This window comes from Caproicibacter fermentans, from assembly GCF_014303955.1.
GTDB classification, from domain to species: Bacteria; Bacillota; Clostridia; order Oscillospirales; family Acutalibacteraceae; genus Caproicibacter; species Caproicibacter fermentans.
On the sequence record NZ_CP060286.1, the window covers coordinates 2,728,042 to 2,746,736 of the forward strand.

Sequence of the window (18,695 nt, forward strand, 5' to 3'; positions counted from 1 at the left end):
AATATGTTTGTCATTGTCGCCTATGACGTGAACATCACTTCCGAAAAAGGCAAAACACGGCTGCGAAAAGTCGCAAAAGAATGTGTCAATTACGGTCAGAGGGTACAAAATTCGGTGTTTGAGGTTAATCTCGACTACGGCAAATTTTTACAGATGAAAGACCGTCTTATCAAGCTGATTGACCCTGATAAGGACAGCCTGCGTTTTTATTATTTGGGGGATAACTGGAAAAAGCGTGTTGAGCATATCGGTGTGAAACCGGGATATGACAGCGAGGGGGTGTTGATTTTCTGAGTGCGAACGTGCGGTGACTGCAAAAATACCGTGCGGTTCGCGGATTAAATTTTGTCCGTCTCCATAAAGGAATCTTCATAGCAGATAGATTACTTGTTATTGTTGTCCGCCCCGTATGCGGAATGCAACTCCATATGCACAATATATAGAGTCGCACCTCTCGCGGGGTGCGTGGATTGAAATTTTAAAGGGGGTAAATTATGATTGCAAAAGTAAAGTCGCACCTCTCGCGGGGTGCGTGGATTGAAATATTAATAAGTGTAGCTAAAATCCAGTACATTTCGTCGCACCTCTCGCGGGGTGCGTGGATTGAAATGCGTGATGAAACGCGCGCCGACAAATTCGGAAATTGGTCGCACCTCTCGCGGGGTGCGTGGATTGAAATTCCTTCCCATAGCGCCTCCATCTTTGCGATTTCGGTCGCACCTCTCGCGGGGTGCGTGGATTGAAATCCCACCGTTTTTGATTCAGCCACGTCGACGGATGTCGCACCTCTCGCGGGGTGCGTGGATTGAAATATCTGAAAGAATACGATGCGCTTTATCGCGAGTGTCGCACCTCTCGCGGGGTGCGTGGATTGAAATCGCAACCCTCCGATATTGATAAATTAACATCTGAGTCGCACCTCTCGCGGGGTGCGTGGATTGAAATGGTGAAAATGATGGTGGTTATGGCGTTTTGGCTTGTCGCACCTCTCGCGGGGTGCGTGGATTGAAATGGTATTAAGAATCTGCGGAGAATATATGACAAATGGTCGCACCTCTCGCGGGGTGCGTGGATTGAAATTTCAATGAAAATCCTGGGTCAAAAGTATCAAGGAGTCGCACCTCTCGCGGGGTGCGTGGATTGAAATGCAAGAATCCGCAACGAAAAAGAAAAAAGCGGCCCGCATGTTCATTTAGCCGTCTTCGAACCGGGATAAGATGGTTTATGTATGATGAAACAGTCTTACAGCAATTCCAGTTGCATTGTAGAATTTTCTTATGTCCATATTTGCAATCTAAGTTCGGAAAAGCTTTAGGATGCATGCTGTCACAGATGATGCTCTTCTGTTCAGCCAACGGGGTCAATCACGATTTTTCCGTCCGCTTCAATCGGAACGGCGCCCGCGTCCCGCAGGACAACAGCGACAGCGGCGTCCAGCCGCGACGGGAGCTCCGGCCATTTCAGGGAAGCCTTGAATTTTACGGATTCATTATCGGATTTGAGCAGTTCTTTCACGATTTCCCCAATGGTTGCCCGGCCGACCCGGCGATGCGCGGCAAGAATCTCTTTTTTCATCTCTTTATAGTACGTGCAGAAGAAGTCAAAGAAGGCCTCGCTGTCCGCACTGTTGGCGGTGTACATTTCCAGCTCGTATTGGTTGACCGGAACCCCCTTTGCCTTCAGCACCCTGTTCATGTCATGGGACCTGTGGGCGTCCATGGTATAAACAATCAAGCCTTCATGCGCCATCGTCCTGTATTTATCGGTTATGTCGATCAGCTTATCCATGGAACTGTACAGAAACGGCGGATTAATTTCAATCGTGGTATCCCCGCTGAAAATGATTTTGTATTTCGGATCGTAGACGCAGACATGCCCGCGGGAGTGAGAGCCGTCAAAGGAAATGAAGAACCGTCCCAGCTCCCACCCGGTAAGCGTCACGCTGCCGTATTGCCGGGTGATTCTTGAGCTTGGCTTTAAAATAGTCGCCTCATCCACCATATGATTGTCGTCATGACCCACGGTTTCTTCCACGATTGCTCTCATCACGTTCTTCGTCAGGCGGTGAGACTTCTTTTCGGTCATTTCGAACAGCGGATTTCCCGGGAACTCCGTAGAGAATACATCTTCCCATTTTTCCAGTTCCTCGTAATCGTTCATAATATCCGTAATCATACTTCTTGTCGTTCCGATTTCTTCTTCAGGAAGATAGAATTTCCAGGGGAGCCCAGTTTCCTTCACAACGTCGCAGTTGGCAGCATGGTCAAAATGGCCCTGGGTGATCAGCATAACGACTTCCCCGACCCCTTTTTTTTCATACAGATCAACCAGGTCCAGTATCTTTTTCTTGCAGTACGGAAGCGTTCCCGGATCGATGATGTAAACCTTATCTTCGTCCCTCAGGACATAGGTTGTGGAAGACGGTGCTCTGCCCCAGAAATTGCCGCTCAAAAATCCCTCAATTCTCCAAACGTCAGGCAGCACCTCTTGGACCAAATCGTCGGATTCTGCTTCATTTTTTGTTTTTTCCATCATGGAAGACCTCCAATTTATTTATTTTATGAAACATACCAATTAATATATTTCATAAAACGTTGTGCTTATTATAGATTCCGGCTATTGAATAATCAATAGTTATAATATATAATGATTAATAAATTTCATATTTTATAATTATTTAATATTTATAAAACAGTTTCATTAATATATTTCATAATTTTGGATGTGCGGTATGAACGGATTCGAAAAAAGGCGTAAAAAAAAAAAGAAGCCATATTGCTTGCAGCGAAGGAGCTGTTCAAACAATATGGCTACCATAAAGTGAGCATTGCCGAAATTGCAGAAAAGGCGTCCGTTTCACAGGTGTCCATCTACAATTTCTTTGAAAGTAAGGAAAATCTAAAAAATCAATTAATGAAAACTCTTTGGGAAGATTACTACCATACCATCCTGTCCGTTATAAACAGTGAAGAAACGGTCCAAAAGAAAATTGAAAAATTTTTTTACACCGTGGCGGTCTATTCTAGAAATTATTCCGCCAATTTTGTTGCAGAATCCCTGCGCAGCCAGTTAAAAACAGAAGAAAATACGACGGAAGACCAACTGGAAAAAATCAGGCAGGCCATAGTTTTCCTGATTGAACAGGGAAAAAGCGAAGGCGCCATCAAAGATACGATTACGACGGACGCTATGCTGAACTTAATTGATATGTTTCGATTCTATGTAATCCATAATCCTCAGGCAAGTTTGAACTATGACCAGAATCCACACCTTCTTGATGAAATGATATCGCTGCTTCTGACGGCGCTGCTGGTTTAGCCCGATATTCCATCCCAAACCTATGGAAGCGCCTTTGAAGAATTATTGGGTTGTTATTTACTTACCCGGCGAATTGGAATAAAGTATATTACAAATAAGTATAACGTTAAATCTCAATCAACGCACACGATATAAGGAGACTCTATGATTACGATCAAGGATATCGCAAGGGCTGCGAATGTGACGCCTATGACTGTAAGCAATGTTATTCATGCCAAGTCTCGAATGGCGTTGATCCGAAAACCCTCATCCCTTTGCGAGGCACGAACTTTTGCCGGGCATCGAATGCTACAAAAACTTATCGTGTGAAAGCACTACTTCATGTATTTATTGATTACTTCATTATAAATGTTGCGATAGACATCAGGTTTGGTCTGAACAAGATTCAGTTCGCCATCTGTTAGCGATTTCACGTTGAACGAGTTCTTTTCATCAGAGTTAATTACCGGATACCGACCTGTTTCCTTACCAGAAGGCGTGTAAAAGCCCCGAAGAAACTCATTACTGTCGTCATCTTTAATTAGGAAAAAGATATATTCTTTATTGGGCATAGATGGTCCATACCCGAGCTCATAACGTACTGCTTTTCCATTTTCTTCAACAGTATAATACCTTTCAGCGATTGAAATTGTGTCACCCTCTTTTAGGTTTCCTTTAAATACACGGGAAATTTGAAATGAGGAAGCTGTAATTCCAAAGGTTACTGATTTTGAGTCAGGGCTATATAGTTTTTGCTTTGCGTCGTCAAGTATCTTGCCTTCTACAATATATTCCGCCAGCTTCTCCTCTTCATCTAATGTCTGGGGATCATACAAGGAATCTCCTGTTACAACTTGAACCTGATCTGCCGCTAAGGGCTTTTGCCCCAGACCGGAAGGCTCCGTAGAATTGACTTGACATGCCGACAGGGAGATTGCGATAATAGTGGAATAAAGTAATAACGTAATACGATTTTTCATCATTTTAACCCCCTATAATTATGAATACAGGTATTTTAAGTTTGCACTGTCATGTAACTCTATATTATAACTTGCAAGACCCGAATCGAGATACGCTGACTGAAACATAATGGCTTGACTTTGACATGTCGGATGATCTAAGCCGTAGATATGGCCTGTTTCATGCGCCACGGTTCTTATTAATTCTTTTTTTCCTATAGTACTGTCATTTCCATTAAAATAGTATGAATTCAATTTCATGCGTCGCAAGCCTGTATCAATCCATTGGCCATTAATTATCATTGCATCTGTTTCTGCAATAAAGTCCTGCGAATCTCCAGGATAAGCATTCAAAACAACGTTGTAATCATCTGGGGTCTCATTACCGACATTCGCAACAAAGTCTATTTTGACTGTACTAATAATTCCATTCCATTTATTTATGGCGCTGCTGATATCACTGTAGGAAAGGACTGTCAGGTCCTGTGCGCTGGGAGCAATGGCAAATTTTAGCTTGATCGGGTCCTGATATCTTCCTATTACAGCATCTTCTTCTGGAGTAATATAGAATTGTTTAGTGGTGTAATTATTGGACCGATCCACATCGTTAATATTTTTATTTTTATCTACCTCTACACTGAATTGTCCACCCCCACAGGCATAATAGGTTAATGTTAGTGTGAGGATTCTTCCTGTTTTCGCGGGAAGATCCACTGTCGTATTGGCTGTGACACCTCCGGGTAAGTAGAAATCCACTCGTACGCCTGTCACTGAAATGTCTCCATAGTTTACTACAGGTGCCTTTACATGAAATTCCTCTGTGCAAATTAAAGGATCTTCAACTTGTGTCGGAGCTATTGCGGCCAAATCTATAACACTTTGCCACGTGTAATTTCTACCACTTTTATTATTTGAAGAATTCGTTTCAGTAGTGTCACCCTCTATTTCAATATCGATTCGATGAGATCCACATAATTTGCTAATCGAAACAGTATATATGCCGCCATAGCCTGATGCAAAAGTACCGAAGTTATCTATCCATGCTGTTTCACCGTCGATTAGTGTAGCTATTGTTACATTTGTGTCGCTTGTATCTCCTATATTCGCAACTGGTACACTGAATTTAGTATAATTTGTATAAGAAAATGGTTGAGTAGATGGATTGGTAGTAATGCTTCCAATTGCCAGATCAGGACCACTAGCGTTTGGACTCATGATAGAATCTTTGACCTGTTTATTTTCTGTTAGCTTTGCTCCTTTTATAATATCATTACCAGAATCGCTATCTTTTGTATTTAACATGGCCTTTTTTTGATTTATTATGTCGCTGATTGCCATTGGTTCTGATTCATCAATCGAAAGGACCTTAACAGCCGATTTCATGTTTGGATTAGCCGAATTTCGGTTTGGTGAAGCAGCATAAACCGGTTGTATAATAGCAAGAACCGCTACAGTTAAAAAAACAGAGAAAAACATTTTTGACCTTTTCATCTTTGAAACCTCCTACTATAATAATTAAGATAGATTGGTATTAACAGCCGAAGAGGCTGATGATATAATAAATTCGTATAGGTGAGGATTCCTTTACCTCCCTCCTTTTTGAATATGAAGCGTGCGTCTATTCTGTATTCGTTGCATTGGGGATATCTATTGTTTTATCCCCCAAAAACCAAACTCATGCCTTGCTTCATCGCCGTCCTAGAAAAGTGGCGTTTCATGAACAATTTCTATACTGTGTTGTCTAATATGGCGGTAGCCATACTTCTTATTGATCGAATAAATCACAGCGTTTATGGGATTAGCTATTGATCGAAATATAATGGGCGCCAGCAGTAAATGGAAAATCTTGAATTATATGTAACATTATTGCTAATTACCATAATATTACATATATGGATATCTGTCAATTGATTTGCCTGATACGATTTATTTCAATATATTTCTTATCGTCAATCTTCAATTCGGCGAAAATTGAATTTACCCTAATAATTAATTAGTGCGATATTAAAGTCTTATTGACTGTGCATCTTCAACAAGATAATAAAAGCGTCAATAAGGATGAAAGCCCAAAGAGGATACTCGATTTTATCATATTTGGTGGCATCACGCCTGAAATGTTAAACCGCCAGTGGACGCAGGTATTACATTTTGGCGGGATTACATAGTCAGCGTCCTGAATCTAGGTAGTCCGAACAGTTTCCTCAGCATGAAGAAAGCGGACGAGGGCTATCAGCGCATAAGTGTAACACCTCTTAATTTTTCAGGCGATACTGTGATTGAGCTTGGTCTTGATTTTTCGCTTGTTCATGAGTCCAGCCAATATAATTACTGGCAGGAAATCAAGAAAGAGCAGTGTGGGCTTGGGGCGGCTATCATAGGCCGCACCCTGACAACCGGAATCCGCATCTTTTCCGGGTTCAGTCTTGATTCGAAAGAAGTCGCAGAGAAAACAGTCTGCTGTGATGACCGCTATATCGGGCTGAAATGCGTTGTAAATCTGACAAAATCAGAGAAAAGTACGCTTGTTAAAAAAGTGCTCGGGATGCGAAGCGACGGCGAGCTGCTTGAACTGAATCCGATGATACCGGAGGAGTGGAATTCGTACAGTTTCCGCATTGCTTACAGGGGATCCGTACTTTTCATCGGTATCGATCAAAAAAGTCTTAAAATCAGGGCTGTCAATGGAGTGGAAGTCTCTGTGCTGCTTTATGGCGAAAAGCGGCGGATCACCGAAAAAGGTGTGGAATTTCCCCGGAGGGGCAGCAACAGGACTTGATTTTGAAGGTGTGGCAAAATGGACTGGATTATAAGCGAAGAGGGCTTTGAGCGCGATAAAATAATCGGCAACGGCAATAAATTTATGACGGGAAACGGCTATATGGGATGCCGCGGGACAATAGAGGAATACAGAAAATCCGAATATACGGGCATCAATCTTGCCGGCGTGTATGACAGGCATGGCGAACAGTGGCGTGAAACGGTAAATGCGCCGAACCCGCTCTTCACGAAGCTTTTCGTTGATGGGAATGAGATTAGCCTTCTTTCGGAAAAGCCGGCTGCCCATGAGCAGAGTCTCAATATCAGAATGGGGCTGCACAGGATTTTTCGGGTCCCGGCCGTCGGCTGAACCCTGGAGCCGCCTGATTTGGCCGGCATGGAATTCGCCCGAATCTTCGGTTGTTCACACCGGGGAAAAGCGGTATAATAGAATCAGTACAAATAAGTGCTTATCTGGGGAGAAGTGGGAATTTTGGAAACGGCGGAGAAAAGAAAAATATACAACATTCTGGTAAAACGGTTTGAGTTTGAAACTCCGTATCTGATGGCTCTGGTCGGGGGTTATCTGAGTGAAAATCATATCAGTTGCGAGAACTTCGGGTACCCGAAAATGCGTCAGCTTTTGGAAGAGATGCCCGAATGCGCTTCGCTTAGCCAGGTCCGCACCGGCACGAACATGAATTATACCGTTACGCTGCATGAGTGGAAGGAAGAAGCCGTGCAGGAGGAAGCGGAGCGTCTGCCCGCGCCGCGGGAGGGAGAGAAGCCGGAGGCGGAACCCCTCGAAAAGCCGCTGGGCGAATCGGACAAGCGCGCCGTTTATGATTTGCTGATCGACGAATTTCCGGCGGAAACGCCTCTGCCCATGGCGTCAATCAGCCTTGTCATGACAAACGAAGGGTATCGCAAGGAAACGTACGGATTTGTAAAGATGAAGCAGCTGCTCCGGCAGCTTTCGGAGTTCATGACGCTTCAGGACACGGTCACCAACGGCGTCCCCGCCACCCTGGTCACGCTTCATCGGGTTCCCTCCTGGGACCATGAAAGGGGCCGGAATTCAACCGGCTGCCCCGAAGCTTTTCAGCAGCTGCCGGAAACGATGAATGAGATCATTCTGCCGAATAAAACGCTGGCCATTCTGAATAAGCTGATCACCGGGGAGGAAGCGGCGCCGTCCGAAGAAATTCTGAACCGGATGAAGGAGTCCTACCGGGAGGCGAGGGCAAACGGCACGTTTACGGTCAGGGAAAATGCCTATACCTTTCCGCTTTCCCTGAAAGCGGTCGGCGGCGAGCCGATGATCGCGGGAATCAAGCCCTCCCGTTTCGAAGGGGAAAACGGATGGTTCCTGAACTTTATCGGCGTTCAGCACAGCACGCCGGGCAAGGCGATTGAAAATTTCGCCTTTATGGGTTTCTGGGACAACGTGCTCAGCGACCTTGCGGAAATGGCGCTGCCCGAAAAGTGGTATTTTCAGGGGGAGGATCCCAACAGTAAGCTGATGCTGCGAAGTTATCTGCAGTACACGTTTTACCGCCTTCAGCTGGAGGATAAGGTCAGCGTCAGCGACGACGGGCGGTTCGCGGCTTTCAACACGGGCATGGTCACGCCGCATTACGACGATATTTACGCGTGCTTTGAACCAAACGACGACAGGCAGAAAAACAGATGGCGCTTCATCGGCTTTTCCAAGGCGGGCGGCAGAGGATTGGGAAAGCGGCTTGTAAATTATTTTAATCCCCTGCCGCAGCCCGCCTCTTATTTCGAACGCAAAGAGGATCTTCTGTTCGACCTGGAAAAGGATCTGCACACCGATTATGACCATATCCTGCTGGATAATATCGCCCGGCTGCCGGTTGAATTTCTCCGGGAGGAGCTGCACAGCGAACCGGATGCGCTGGAGCTGCTGGATGAAATCGAGGCCGAGCGTTCCCCAAAGGCGAAAAAGAACCTGTATGCGCAACTGCGGGATATCGTTTCGGATTCCAACCGGCTGTATAACCGGCTTCGAAACCGGCTGGAAGACGCGATCAATCTTGCGCGAAAACAGGTTCGCTGGAACTATAAGACGGCGATTCCCTGCTTTTTCCCGACCCGGAACGTCATGAGCCTGATGCTGCCGCTGTGTCTGGTCAGCGAGGGCCGTGCGGACGCGGCGCTCGTCGTGGAGCTGACCCGCGCCGGGAACTATCAGGGCCAGACGATTCTGACGCTTCAGCAGGCCTATATCGACGCGCGGATGATCTGCCGCCCGAACAGCGAATGGCTGAACGCAGACCAGATCGTTCCGGATCTGGACGCCTACACGGACTCCGACTCCGCCGACTGAAAACCGGACGGCGGCGTCAAAAATAGAAAACAGCGGTTAACATATACAGTTTTTAAATCCGGATGCAGATGTGACTGTACCATACGATGAAAATTGAAAATATCTCTTTCCGAAACTTCATCTTTCAGATTTCGAACCGATACTTTTATAGGAAATTACCAAACGGCCCGAAGCGGGGGATATGCGGCGGCGAGGGCTGAAACAATTCGGAGGGATATTATGAGAGCAAGCCTGAAAACACTGGCACAGGACACGGGGATGACCTACGACCAAAAGCGAATGAGCGCTTTTGGATATTATCAGGGGTATCAAATGATCATCAGGAATGTGCCGAACGTGCGCGTTTTTGAAATCCGGTTTTATGTAAACGGCGGCACCCCGGAACAGGCAAAGGCGGTTCAGGATTATTTCGCTGGCCTGTCCCAGTCCAATCCGGCGGTTAAATCCGCCGTTTTCGACGGCGTCGGCGCATCCGTTCAGGTGAAGTCGAACGGGAAAAACAGGATGGAAGCCTTAAAGGAGGTCCTGAACTCCGTTTTAAGCGTCTGCAGGTCAAGCTCGATGGTGAGCTGCTGCAAATACTGCGGGGCCCAGACAAATCTGGGCGTTTACAGTCTGGGCGGGGAGTGTGCCTCCCTGTGCGGCGGCTGCTTTGAAAAGGCGCAGTCCGACCTTTCCATGGCGAAGCAGTCTTTAAAAGAGCAAAAGAGCAATATCGCCGGCGGAATCGTCGGGGCTTTGCTGGGCTCCCTGATCGGCGTCGCGCTGTGGGTCATTGTCTATCAGCTGGGCTATATTGCCGGGATCGTCGGCTTTGTCATGGCGGTCTGCTGCATGAAGGGATATGAAAAGTTCGGCGGCAAGCTGAATGCCGCGGGAATGGTGATTTCTCTTCTGATTGCGGTCGCAATGCTCTATTTTGCCGAAAACGTCTCCCTTGCGCTGGAAATTTACAACGAGTTCAAAACGGAATACGACATTACGTTTTTCGACGCGTTCCGGGCAATTCCGGAATTCATGAAGGACGACTCCGTGTCGAGATCGGTTCTTTCGGACCTTGCGATGGGTTATCTGCTGATGCTGGTCGCCAGCGTATCTTCGATTCGAGCCACCTATCAGAACGCGAACCTGAAACATGAAATGAAGAAATTAAGCTGAGGCTGTCCGCCGGAAACAGAGAAAGAGGTGCCGGGGTGGATCGTGCAAAAGGAGTCGCATACTGCGGCCTTGCCTGCTGCCTGTGCGGCAAAAATAAAACCTGTGCCGGCTGCAGAAACGACGGCTGCCGCGAAAAGGACTGGTGCAAGTCTTTTCGCTGCTGCAGGGAAAAGGGACTGAACGGCTGCTGGGAATGCGCGGAGTTTCCCTGTGAAAACCGGATGTTTCAAAAACCGAAGGTCACTGCGTTTGCAAAGTTCCTTGCAAAATACGGGGAAAAAAGTCTGATGGATCTGCTGGAACGAAACGAATCGGCCGGGGTGGTTTATCACAGGTCCGGCATTACCGGGGACTATGATCTGGAAACGGAAGAGAAAGTGGAGAGCCTGCTCGAAACGGCTCGGTTGAAAAAAAGCTAACCTTTTTAAAAAAGCGGGTGAAACGATGAAACAGGAAAAATCCTGCGGAGCGGTCGTCTTTTTACGGACCGGCGGAGAAATCAGGTACCTGTTGATCCGGCATGTCAACGGCGGGCACTGGTCTTTCCCCAAGGGTCATGTGGAAAACGGGGAAACCGAGGCACAGACCGCGCTGCGCGAAATCAGGGAGGAAACGGGCCTGCGCGTCGCGCTTGACACGGATTTTCGCCGGGTTGCCTCCTACAGTCCTTCGGCGGGCGTCTGGAAGGACGTGGTCTATTTTGTCGCGGAAGCCGGGGACAGCCGGCTGAAAACGCAGGCGGAGGAAATCCTGGAAGCCGGGTGGTACCCTTTTCACGAGGCAAAGAAAAGGATCACCTACCAAAACGACGCCGATTTGCTTGAGTCGGCTGCCGATTACCTGAAAAATCAAATTCAGGGATCAAAAACCTGAAACAGGGCGCGGAACGATTTTTTTCGTTCCGCGCCCTGTTTTTTGCCTGATCGAAAGCAAAAACGGCGCTGTATGAGGGGGAATATGAAAAGGGAATGTTGGCGGCCGGTTCAAGGGGGACCTCCGCACGCGCGCCCGATACGGGACATATTTTAAAGAGAGGCCTGCAAGGAAAGGAGACTTGTATTGTGACTGATCAGAAAAGCTATGAGATTATCAAAGCCCTGGCCCTTGGCATGACATCGGAGCAGACAGCCCGCGCGGAGAACGCCCAAGTCCGTGAAATCGACGGCATTCGGGAAACCTCCGCAGTAGAAATTGCCGCGGAGCGGGATGCGCTTCGGAAAGCGGGGCGTTTGATTTGAATGAGAAATGGATCGACGTCTCCGCTCACAACGGAGAGATCGGCTGGAAGCAGGTCGCGGCCTCCGGCGTTCGCGGGGCGGTTTTGCGGGCCGGCTACGGGAACAGCCCTTCGCAGACGGATACGCGGTTCCAAAACAATATTGCCGGCACGGCTGCGGCAGGCCTGAAAACAGCCGTGTACTGGTTTTCCTACGCGGATTCGGAAGCGGACGCGCTCGCGGAATGGGCCGTATGTAAAAAGACGATCGAGCCGTATCGCGGGAAGATTCTGTTTGTCGCGTATGACTATGAATATTCTTCCGTCAACTATTACAAAAAGGTGCATGGAACCGCGCCGTCCGGCAAACTGATCAACAGCATGGTCAACACGTTCCTGGCCGCGGCCCAACAGGACGGCTGGAACGCGGTATTGTACCTGAACAACGATTACCGGCTGAATGTGTTTACGCCGCAGACGCTTGGTTTGTGGAGCCTGTGGCTTGCGGATTACAGCGGCGGGCCGGATGCGGACTGCGCGCTGCAGCAGACGACAAGCTTCGGCACGGTGCCCGGCATTTCCGGCAGGGTGGATCTTGACGCCGTTTTCCGTGACTTTTCCGCCGCCGCGACAAGCGTGGAAATCGACACCACCATGGATCTGTCCCGCCCGCACGGGGAATTTTACACGGTAAAAACCGTCTGCCCGAGGCAAGTGTCTTTAACGGCGGGAACCGGGGGAATCGTCACGGTCGTTCCATTCCCCAGAAACGGAAACGAGCAGCTGTTTGCTTTGGTCGCCGTGGGCGGGCCCGGAACGGAAACGGGAATCTATACGGCAGCGCCGGGGGAAAAACCCCTGAAACGTTTTGTCTACCGTGTAACGTAAGGTGTGATGACTTTGTCGGTGCAGAACTGGATCGCCCTGATCAGCGCTTCGGTTGCTTTTCTCGCGCTGCTGGTTACGCTGCTGCGGGGAATGAAATCGGAAGCCCGTGAGGACGGAAAAACAGCGGAGGTGCTTCGCCAGGTCAACAGCAAACTGGAAGGCATCACAAAGCAGGAGGCGGCCAACAGCGCCAGAATCGAGGCGATTGTCGAACGGGTCGTCGTTTTGGAGCAGTCAACCAAACAGGCTCACTTCCGCATAGATGAACTGCGGGAGGAGCTGCATAAATGAAAAGCCGGATGATTCCGGCGGAAAGAGGGTTTTTCAATGGATTGGAAGGCAAAGCTGTCCTCCAGAAAATTCTGGGTTGCCGTCGCGGGCCTGGCGGTCGGCGTCATCGCGCTGCTCAGCCCGGGGACGGACACCTCGCAGATTACAGGGGTCATCATGGCGCTCGGCTCGGTCGTTGCCTATATTGTCGGCGAAGGCATGGTTGACGCCGCCGCGGCCGGCGCGCCTCAGGACAGCGGCGGGAAACAAACCGGAAATTCAGAGGACAAAACCAACTAGAAAAATTTCTATATCGAAGCGGGCCCGCCGGGGATCGAATCCGGCGGGCCTCTTTTTATTCTATCAGCAGCGGGGCAGCCCGGCGTTACTGCCGGGAACCGCCGATGTTCCAGACCATACCCGTAATCAATACGCCGATTCCAATTAAGATCAGCAAGAAAAGAATACTCATGGGCCTTCTCCTTTTCATCCATGGAAAACCGCCCTTGGAAAGGGCGGTCGCGAGAATTCTTCTGTAAACAAGGCTTCTGCCGGCACGATTGAAAGTTTACCGGTAAAATATGGACGAACCGTGAAGGAACCATGAAAAAACAGAAAAAAATCTAGGCCGTCATTCTTTCCTCGACCCGGCCGCGAAACTCCTCATACGACCGGCTGCCGTTCAGCAGACGAAGCTGTTCGTTGTCAGGAAGGGAAAGAAAATAGGTCCTTAATTTTTCTTCCTCCTCGCTCAATCTGGATGGAAACGGGAATTCACGATATCCGGAGTAATCCATTTTTCTCATCACCTCATGTTTATTCTATGGCGAATCCTGGCAAATATGCGTCGGAAAACAGGAGATGATTGACAGATCGTTGTTTCAATGCTATGATGATTGCAATTAATAAAAATAGGTTTTACTTAGTGAAATTGAAGGGAGTCCAAATGGCTTATTTTGAAATTACCGGAGTGTTTCCGCCTGTCATTACGCCCTTTCACGAGGATGAAAGCGTGGATTACGATTCGTTTACCGCAAATCTTGAAAAATGGAACCGGACGGGCCTTGCGGGCTACCTGATTCTGGGATCCAACAGTGAAACGCCTTATTTGACGGAGGAGGAAAAGCTGGGGCTGGTGCGGCTTGCAAAGCAGCACAAAGCGCAGGACAAACTTCTGATGGTCGGCACGGGGCTGGAATCGACGGAAGCGACCGTCAGGCTGACAAATCTGGCGGCGGACGCGGGGGCGGACGCGGCTTTGGTACTGACGCCCGGTTTTTACGGCGCGGCGATGGGCGACGATGCCCAGTACGCGTTTTTTACGGAAGTCGCGGACCGCAGCAAGATTCCTGTTCTGCTTTATAATGTGCCGAAATTTACGCATATTAATTTGACTCCGTCGGTGGTCTCGCGCCTGAGCCGGCACCCGAACATCATCGGGATGAAGGACAGCTCCGGCGATATCGGGCGTATGACCGCGCTGATGACGGAGGGATTGGACAGCGAGTTCAATTTGCTGGTCGGCACGGCCTCGGTCTGGTATCCCGCGCTGGCGCTCGGAATCCGCGGCGGCGTTATGGCGCTGTGTAACTGCGCGCCGCGGGAATGCGCCGAAATTCAAACCCTCTTCGACGCGGGCAAATATCAGGAGGCTTTGAAGCTGAACAAAAAAATGTTCCCCGTTAATGCGGCGGTGACCGGAGCGTTTGGCGTTCCGGGTTTAAAATATGCCTGCGACCTTGTCGGTTACAAGGGAGGGTGCCCGCGCAAACCGCTGCTCCCTCTTACGCAGGAGAAAAAAGACCGGCTGGAACAAATCTTGAAAAGCTCCGGACTGGTTTGATTACAGCGGAGTCCGTCAAGTACCGGCCGTAGAAAAAACACGGCCTGAATCAAATATGAAAAGAAGGAAGAGATATTGATGAAAATCAGTCTGTTGGAACCCCTGGGCGTGCCGGAAAGCGTGATCCGCGAACTGTCGGCGGAGCTGACAAAGGCGGGGCATGAGTTTGTTTATTACGACACCAAAACAACCGACAAAAAGGAACTGGCGAAGCGTTCCAAAGATTCCGACGTCGTCATGATCGCGAACAACCCCTATCCGGATGAAGTGGTGGAGGCCGCCGAAAAGCTGAAAATGCTCGCGGTCGCGTTCACGGGAATCGACCATGTGGGTCTTGCGGCCTGCCGAAAAAAGGCGTGACCGTCTGCAACTGCGCCGGGTATTCGAATGAAACCGTGGCGGAGCTGGCGGTGGGACTCGCGATCGGGGTGCTGCGCCACGTTCTCCCCGCGGACGAGGCGGCCAGAACCGGAAAGACGGCGGCGGGCCTGACCGGCCGCGAAATTTGCGGACGCACGGTCGGCATTGTCGGCACCGGACGCATCGGCGTGCGCACGGCGCAGCTTTTCAAAGCGTTCGGGGCAACGGTGCTCGGCTGCGCGCGGCATGAGTCGGAAGAAGCAAAGGCCGCGGGAATCCGGTTCGCCGGGCTGGAAGAGCTGCTGCAAAAAAGCGATATCGTTTCGCTGCACCTTCCTTTGACGGCGGAAACCAGAAAAACCTTCGGCAAAAAGCAGTTCGACGCGATGAAACCGGGCTCGATTTTCCTTAACTGCGCGCGCGGCGCGATCGTTGACAATCAGGCGCTTGCGGACGCGCTGAACAGCGGTAAAATCGCGGGTGCGGGCGTCGATGTTTTCGACATGGAGCCGCCGATCCCGGAGGAATACCCGCTGCTGCACGCGAAAAATATTCTTCTCACGCCACACGTCGCGTTTGCTTCGGAGGAATCGATGCTGCGGCGCGCGAAAATCGAATTTGCGAACGTGGCGGCTTACCTCTCCGGCTCGCCGGAAAACGTCTGCAAAATCGGATGAGAGAAGAAATCCCGGAGCGGAGCGATCCGCTCAAAAAAAACCAGTCGGTGGAAAAAGCGTTTCGAATTCTGGAAGCGATGGCGTCCTGCCGGGAGCCCGTCCAGCTGCGGCGGCTGGCGGAGCTGACCGGCTGCCCGCCCAGCACGGCGATCCGGTTTCTGCGCACGCTGATGAAGCTGGGCTATGTCCGGCAGGACCCGGAAACGCAGAAATATTTTCTCACGTTTCAGCTTTGCCGCCTGGCCGGGCAGATCCGCGACGCGAACCCGCTCAACAGAATCGCAAGGCCGGTGATGAAAGAGCTGTCGGTACGGTGCGGGGAATCCGTCTGCCTTGCGGTGGAACAGGAAAACCGCGCGGTTTACGTCGAAGTAGTCGACGGGCCGGATCAGCTCGTCCGCTCCCTTCAGCGGATCGGCAGCAGTTCGCCGCTGCACTGCACCGGAGTCGGAAAGCTGTTCCTTTTGAACCGCTCGCGGGAAGAGCTGGCTGTTTTTTTCCGCGAAGAAACACTGGAACGCTTTACCCGGAATACGATGACGGAGCCGGAGGCGATTTTCACGGAGCTGGAAGCAATCCGCCGGCGCGGGTACGCGTTCGACAACGAGGAATGCGAAATCGGCGCGCGCTGCGTCGCGTTCCCCGTCCGTGATTTTACGGGGAAAATCGCCGCGGGCCTTTCCGTGACGGGCACCGTGTTCCATATCGACGACAAATTCATTGAAAAGACCGCGCCGATCATCCGTGCGGCCGCGGAGGAAATTTCCGGAATTCTCGGTTATTCCAAATAAACTGAGGGGACATGGCTTTCGGCCATGCCCCCTCAGTTTATTTTTCGGTGATGCCGTCCAGCGTCAGCAGCGGACGGTAAAGCTCCGGCCTGCGGTCGCGGAACACGCCCCATTCGGCGCGCTGCGCCTCGAGCGCGTCCAGGTCGAACGCCGCGGTCAGCACGGTTTCCTCCGTTCGCCCGGCCTGCGCCAGAATTTCCCCCGTAGGCCCCGCGATGAAGGAGGAACCGTAAAACTCGATGGAGGAAGAGCCGGCCTTTTCGCCGCCGACTCGGTTTGAGGCGATCACGGGAACCAGATTGCAGGCGGCGTGGCCGACCATACAGCGCTGCCAGTGCTGCATGGAATCAACCTCCGGGGCCTCCGGCTCCGAACCGATCGCGGTCGGGTAAAACAGCAGCTCCGCGCCGAGCAGAGCCATGCAGCGGGCCGCTTCCGGGAACCACTGGTCCCAGCAGATGCCAACGCCGATTTTTCCGAACTTTGTCTCCCAGACCCGAAAGCCCGTGTCTCCGGGGCTGAAATAGAATTTTTCCTCATACCCCGGGCCGTCCGGAATATGGCTTTTTCGGTACACACCGAGCAGGCTGCCGTCGGCGTCGATGATTGCAATGGAATTATACCGGGCGTTGTTTTTCTTTTCGTAAAAACTAACGGGAATTACTACGCCAAGCTCTTTTGCCACTTCGCGGAAATGCCGCACCGCGGGATTCCGTTCCGTTTCACAGGCCCAGCCGTAAACGGCGGGGTCTTCCATTTGGCAAAAATAGGGGGTTTCAAACAGCTCCTGCAACAGGATGATCTGCGCGCCCCGTCCGGCTGCCTCGCGGAGCATCCGGTCTGCTTTCATCAGGTTTTTTTCCGTTGAATCGCAGCAGCTCATCTGCGTTGCCGCGACAACCACGTTTCTCATCAGGCTCATTCCTCCAATTCCCGGCGCGCCAGCGGAATCTGCTGGGTAATGCAGTGGACGTTTCCGCCCTCCCGCACAAGCGGAATCCCGTTGACGGTCCGAATCTTACGGTCCGGAAACGCTTTTTGCAGAATTTCAACGGCACACCGGTCGGTTTCGGCGGCGTCCCCGCCGAAGACCGGGAGAATCAGACCGCCGTTGACCAGATAAAAGTTGAGATAGCTCAGGGTCAGCCGGACTCCGCCGTACCGGCGCGCGGGCGGCTGAGGAATTTCGATCAGCTCCGGGCGGCGGCCCCGCGCGTCCGTCGCGCTCAGCAGGATCCGACGGTTTTCCTGTGTGATTTCGTAATTGGGATCCTTCGGATCCTCGCAGACCTGCAGAAGCACCGCGCCGGGCCGGGCAAAGCACGCGGCGTTGTCCACGTGCCCGTCCGTTTCGTCGCCCGCGAGCCCTCTCCTGAGCCAAAATATCGTTGTCACGCCGAGCAGGGATTTCAGAATGTCCTCAATTTCCGCCCGGGTCCGGTCCGGGTTTCGGTTCGGGTTCAGCAGGCACTGCTCGGTGGTCATCAGAGTTCCCTGTCCGTCCGTGTGAATCGAACCGCCTTCCAGAATGATCGGCGCGTCCAGACGCGGAATTCCCAGATGCTCCAGAACCGCGCTCGCCGCTTCATGGTCCGGCTCATACGGGGCGTATTTTCCGCCCCACGCGTTAAAGCGCCAGCGGATGCCGAGCCGGGCTCCGCTTTCTTCCTGCACGACCGTCGGGCCGCTGTCGCGAACCCATGCGTCGCTGTGCGCGGCGGTGAAGATTTCAATTTTATCCCCGCAGTGCAGACGGGCCTGCGGCGCGGTTTCTTCCTCCGCGATCACCGTAACGGGTTCAAATTCTGCGGCGGCGCGGGCCGCCTCCGCGTAACCCGCGCAGACCTCCTCATAATTTTCAGGGTGTATTAGAGAATTCCGCACCGGCCACTGAATCAGCGTCCTTTCGTGCGGCTCCCATTCCGCCGGCATTCTTCCGGTTTCGGTCATACTCAGTCCTCCTGTGCCGTAATTCATCTTATTATAGCATGTCCCGTTTTTAAAATCATCACGTGCGGACATATCTTTAATGCGGAAGAATCTAAAGATGCAGTTTCTAACAGATAGATAAAATTTCTTTACAAGGAAAGATGTTTTCGTTTATAATAGATCTGAAAACTGCAAACGGC

General features: G+C 50.8%; 21 protein-coding genes, 1 pseudogene and 1 CRISPR repeat array. Of the genes and pseudogenes, 16 read left to right on the forward strand and 6 right to left on the reverse strand.

The features are described 5' to 3' along the window. The first annotated feature begins 3 nt into the window (after positions 1 to 3). The gene (gene cas2, locus HCR03_RS13460; RefSeq protein ID WP_066646502.1) at positions 4 to 294 is read left to right on the forward strand and encodes a CRISPR-associated endonuclease Cas2; all 291 of its coding nucleotides are present in this window, start codon (positions 4 to 6) and stop codon (positions 292 to 294) included. Positions 295 to 444: 150 nt separating this feature from the next. Then, positions 445 to 1,147: a CRISPR direct-repeat array (repeat unit 33 nt; unit sequence GTCGCACCTCTCGCGGGGTGCGTGGATTGAAAT). 200 nt (positions 1,148 to 1,347) lie between these two features. On the opposite strand, the gene HCR03_RS13465 is transcribed toward cas2, so the two are convergent. Continuing rightward, positions 1,348 to 2,535 carry an MBL fold metallo-hydrolase gene (locus HCR03_RS13465; protein WP_156990815.1) on the reverse strand — a complete coding sequence of 396 codons (1,188 nt, stop codon included), beginning with the start codon at positions 2,533 to 2,535 and terminating at the stop codon, positions 1,348 to 1,350. A 240-nt stretch (positions 2,536 to 2,775) separates the two neighbouring features. Here HCR03_RS13465 and HCR03_RS13470 point away from each other — a divergent pair, with 240 nt between their 5' ends. Continuing rightward, the gene (locus tag HCR03_RS13470; protein WP_187034685.1) at positions 2,776 to 3,318 is read left to right on the forward strand and encodes a TetR/AcrR family transcriptional regulator; all 543 of its coding nucleotides are present in this window, start codon (positions 2,776 to 2,778) and stop codon (positions 3,316 to 3,318) included. Positions 3,319 to 3,462: 144 nt separating this feature from the next. Continuing rightward, complete coding sequence (locus HCR03_RS20615) at positions 3,463 to 3,627, forward strand: LacI family DNA-binding transcriptional regulator (protein ID WP_083210133.1); 165 nt, start codon at positions 3,463 to 3,465, stop codon at positions 3,625 to 3,627. Between the two features lie 5 nt (positions 3,628 to 3,632). Here HCR03_RS20615 and HCR03_RS13480 read toward each other — a convergent pair whose 3' ends face one another. Together HCR03_RS13480 and HCR03_RS13485 are read right to left on the reverse strand one after the other, a co-directional pair. Then, the gene (locus HCR03_RS13480; RefSeq protein ID WP_156990813.1) at positions 3,633 to 4,280 is read right to left on the reverse strand and encodes a hypothetical protein; all 648 of its coding nucleotides are present in this window, start codon (positions 4,278 to 4,280) and stop codon (positions 3,633 to 3,635) included. A gap of 15 nt (positions 4,281 to 4,295) precedes the next feature. Continuing rightward, entirely contained in the window at positions 4,296 to 5,747 is a 1,452-nt protein-coding gene (locus HCR03_RS13485) for a CARDB domain-containing protein (RefSeq protein ID WP_187034687.1), read from the reverse strand. Between the two features lie 715 nt (positions 5,748 to 6,462). Between HCR03_RS13485 and HCR03_RS13490 the strand changes: the two genes are divergently transcribed. The 10 genes from HCR03_RS13490 (at position 6,463) to HCR03_RS13535 (ending at position 13,195) form a co-directional block, all read left to right on the forward strand. Further along, entirely contained in the window at positions 6,463 to 7,032 is a 570-nt protein-coding gene (locus tag HCR03_RS13490) for a glycosyl hydrolase family 65 protein (RefSeq protein ID WP_066643893.1), read from the forward strand. An 18-nt stretch (positions 7,033 to 7,050) separates the two neighbouring features. Further along, positions 7,051 to 7,383: a hypothetical protein gene (locus HCR03_RS13495; protein ID WP_066643894.1), complete on the forward strand. Its 333-nt coding sequence runs from the start codon at positions 7,051 to 7,053 to the stop codon at positions 7,381 to 7,383. A 114-nt stretch (positions 7,384 to 7,497) separates the two neighbouring features. Continuing rightward, a complete protein-coding gene (locus HCR03_RS13500) occupies positions 7,498 to 9,363 on the forward strand; it encodes a DUF3825 domain-containing protein (protein WP_187034689.1) in 1,866 nt (621 codons plus the stop codon). 219 nt (positions 9,364 to 9,582) lie between these two features. Beyond that, positions 9,583 to 10,521 (forward strand): hypothetical protein, encoded by a 939-nt coding sequence (locus HCR03_RS13505; RefSeq protein ID WP_066643896.1) that lies wholly within the window; start codon positions 9,583 to 9,585, stop codon positions 10,519 to 10,521. Positions 10,522 to 10,556: 35 nt separating this feature from the next. Further along, positions 10,557 to 10,940 (forward strand): DUF3795 domain-containing protein, encoded by a 384-nt coding sequence (locus HCR03_RS13510; RefSeq protein WP_187034691.1) that lies wholly within the window; start codon positions 10,557 to 10,559, stop codon positions 10,938 to 10,940. Between the two features lie 25 nt (positions 10,941 to 10,965). After that, positions 10,966 to 11,394, forward strand: coding sequence for a bis(5'-nucleosyl)-tetraphosphatase (locus HCR03_RS13515; protein WP_187034694.1), 429 nt, complete (start codon positions 10,966 to 10,968; stop codon positions 11,392 to 11,394). Between the two features lie 188 nt (positions 11,395 to 11,582). Continuing rightward, complete coding sequence (locus HCR03_RS13520; protein WP_156990808.1) at positions 11,583 to 11,759, forward strand: hypothetical protein; 177 nt, start codon at positions 11,583 to 11,585, stop codon at positions 11,757 to 11,759. Continuing rightward, positions 11,756 to 12,625 carry a GH25 family lysozyme gene (locus HCR03_RS13525; RefSeq protein ID WP_187034696.1) on the forward strand — a complete coding sequence of 290 codons (870 nt, stop codon included), beginning with the start codon at positions 11,756 to 11,758 and terminating at the stop codon, positions 12,623 to 12,625. The genes HCR03_RS13520 and HCR03_RS13525 overlap by 4 nt, the downstream gene beginning before the upstream one ends. A gap of 12 nt (positions 12,626 to 12,637) precedes the next feature. Further along, positions 12,638 to 12,916 (forward strand): hypothetical protein, encoded by a 279-nt coding sequence (locus HCR03_RS13530; RefSeq protein WP_066643900.1) that lies wholly within the window; start codon positions 12,638 to 12,640, stop codon positions 12,914 to 12,916. A gap of 36 nt (positions 12,917 to 12,952) precedes the next feature. After that, positions 12,953 to 13,195 (forward strand): hypothetical protein, encoded by a 243-nt coding sequence (locus HCR03_RS13535; RefSeq protein WP_187034698.1) that lies wholly within the window; start codon positions 12,953 to 12,955, stop codon positions 13,193 to 13,195. 323 nt (positions 13,196 to 13,518) lie between these two features. On the opposite strand, the gene HCR03_RS13540 is transcribed toward HCR03_RS13535, so the two are convergent. After that, positions 13,519 to 13,692: a hypothetical protein gene (locus HCR03_RS13540; RefSeq protein WP_166525134.1), complete on the reverse strand. Its 174-nt coding sequence runs from the start codon at positions 13,690 to 13,692 to the stop codon at positions 13,519 to 13,521. Positions 13,693 to 13,841: 149 nt separating this feature from the next. On the opposite strand from HCR03_RS13540, the gene HCR03_RS13545 reads away from it, so the two are divergent. The 3 genes and pseudogenes from HCR03_RS13545 to HCR03_RS13555 all read left to right on the forward strand — a co-directional run bounded on the left by HCR03_RS13545 (position 13,842) and on the right by HCR03_RS13555 (position 16,566). After that, positions 13,842 to 14,738 carry a dihydrodipicolinate synthase family protein gene (locus HCR03_RS13545; RefSeq protein WP_187034700.1) on the forward strand — a complete coding sequence of 299 codons (897 nt, stop codon included), beginning with the start codon at positions 13,842 to 13,844 and terminating at the stop codon, positions 14,736 to 14,738. Between the two features lie 78 nt (positions 14,739 to 14,816). Next, positions 14,817 to 15,775 (forward strand): annotated as a pseudogene (locus tag HCR03_RS13550) (2-hydroxyacid dehydrogenase). Further along, positions 15,772 to 16,566 carry an IclR family transcriptional regulator gene (locus HCR03_RS13555; RefSeq protein ID WP_187034702.1) on the forward strand — a complete coding sequence of 265 codons (795 nt, stop codon included), beginning with the start codon at positions 15,772 to 15,774 and terminating at the stop codon, positions 16,564 to 16,566. Before HCR03_RS13550 ends, HCR03_RS13555 begins: the two are co-directional and overlap by 4 nt. A 37-nt stretch (positions 16,567 to 16,603) precedes the next feature. Here the strand turns inward: HCR03_RS13555 and aguB are convergent, their stop codons facing one another. Then, positions 16,604 to 17,479: an N-carbamoylputrescine amidase gene (gene aguB / locus HCR03_RS13560; RefSeq protein ID WP_187034704.1), complete on the reverse strand. Its 876-nt coding sequence runs from the start codon at positions 17,477 to 17,479 to the stop codon at positions 16,604 to 16,606. A 5-nt stretch (positions 17,480 to 17,484) separates the two neighbouring features. Then, positions 17,485 to 18,516 (reverse strand): agmatine deiminase family protein, encoded by a 1,032-nt coding sequence (locus HCR03_RS13565; RefSeq protein ID WP_207727249.1) that lies wholly within the window; start codon positions 18,514 to 18,516, stop codon positions 17,485 to 17,487. Positions 18,517 to 18,695 lie beyond the last annotated feature (179 nt).

Coding starts and splice junctions, on each gene's coding strand:
- cas2 (WP_066646502.1), top strand. CDS start 4: ATGTTTGTCATTGTCGCCTATGACGTGAACATCACTTCCGAAAAAGGC.
- HCR03_RS13465 (WP_156990815.1), bottom strand. CDS start 2,535: ATGATGGAAAAAACAAAAAATGAAGCAGAATCCGACGATTTGGTCCAA.
- HCR03_RS20615 (WP_083210133.1), top strand. CDS start 3,463: ATGATTACGATCAAGGATATCGCAAGGGCTGCGAATGTGACGCCTATG.
- HCR03_RS13480 (WP_156990813.1), bottom strand. CDS start 4,280: ATGATGAAAAATCGTATTACGTTATTACTTTATTCCACTATTATCGCA.
- HCR03_RS13485 (WP_187034687.1), bottom strand. CDS start 5,747: ATGAAAAGGTCAAAAATGTTTTTCTCTGTTTTTTTAACTGTAGCGGTT.
- HCR03_RS13490 (WP_066643893.1), top strand. CDS start 6,463: ATGAAGAAAGCGGACGAGGGCTATCAGCGCATAAGTGTAACACCTCTT.
- HCR03_RS13495 (WP_066643894.1), top strand. CDS start 7,051: ATGGACTGGATTATAAGCGAAGAGGGCTTTGAGCGCGATAAAATAATC.
- HCR03_RS13505 (WP_066643896.1), top strand. CDS start 9,583: ATGAGAGCAAGCCTGAAAACACTGGCACAGGACACGGGGATGACCTAC.
- HCR03_RS13515 (WP_187034694.1), top strand. CDS start 10,966: ATGAAACAGGAAAAATCCTGCGGAGCGGTCGTCTTTTTACGGACCGGC.
- HCR03_RS13535 (WP_187034698.1), top strand. CDS start 12,953: ATGGATTGGAAGGCAAAGCTGTCCTCCAGAAAATTCTGGGTTGCCGTC.
- HCR03_RS13540 (WP_166525134.1), bottom strand. CDS start 13,692: ATGGATTACTCCGGATATCGTGAATTCCCGTTTCCATCCAGATTGAGC.
- HCR03_RS13545 (WP_187034700.1), top strand. CDS start 13,842: ATGGCTTATTTTGAAATTACCGGAGTGTTTCCGCCTGTCATTACGCCC.
- HCR03_RS13555 (WP_187034702.1), top strand. CDS start 15,772: ATGAGAGAAGAAATCCCGGAGCGGAGCGATCCGCTCAAAAAAAACCAG.
- aguB (WP_187034704.1), bottom strand. CDS start 17,479: ATGAGAAACGTGGTTGTCGCGGCAACGCAGATGAGCTGCTGCGATTCA.
- HCR03_RS13565 (WP_207727249.1), bottom strand. CDS start 18,516: ATGACCGAAACCGGAAGAATGCCGGCGGAATGGGAGCCGCACGAAAGG.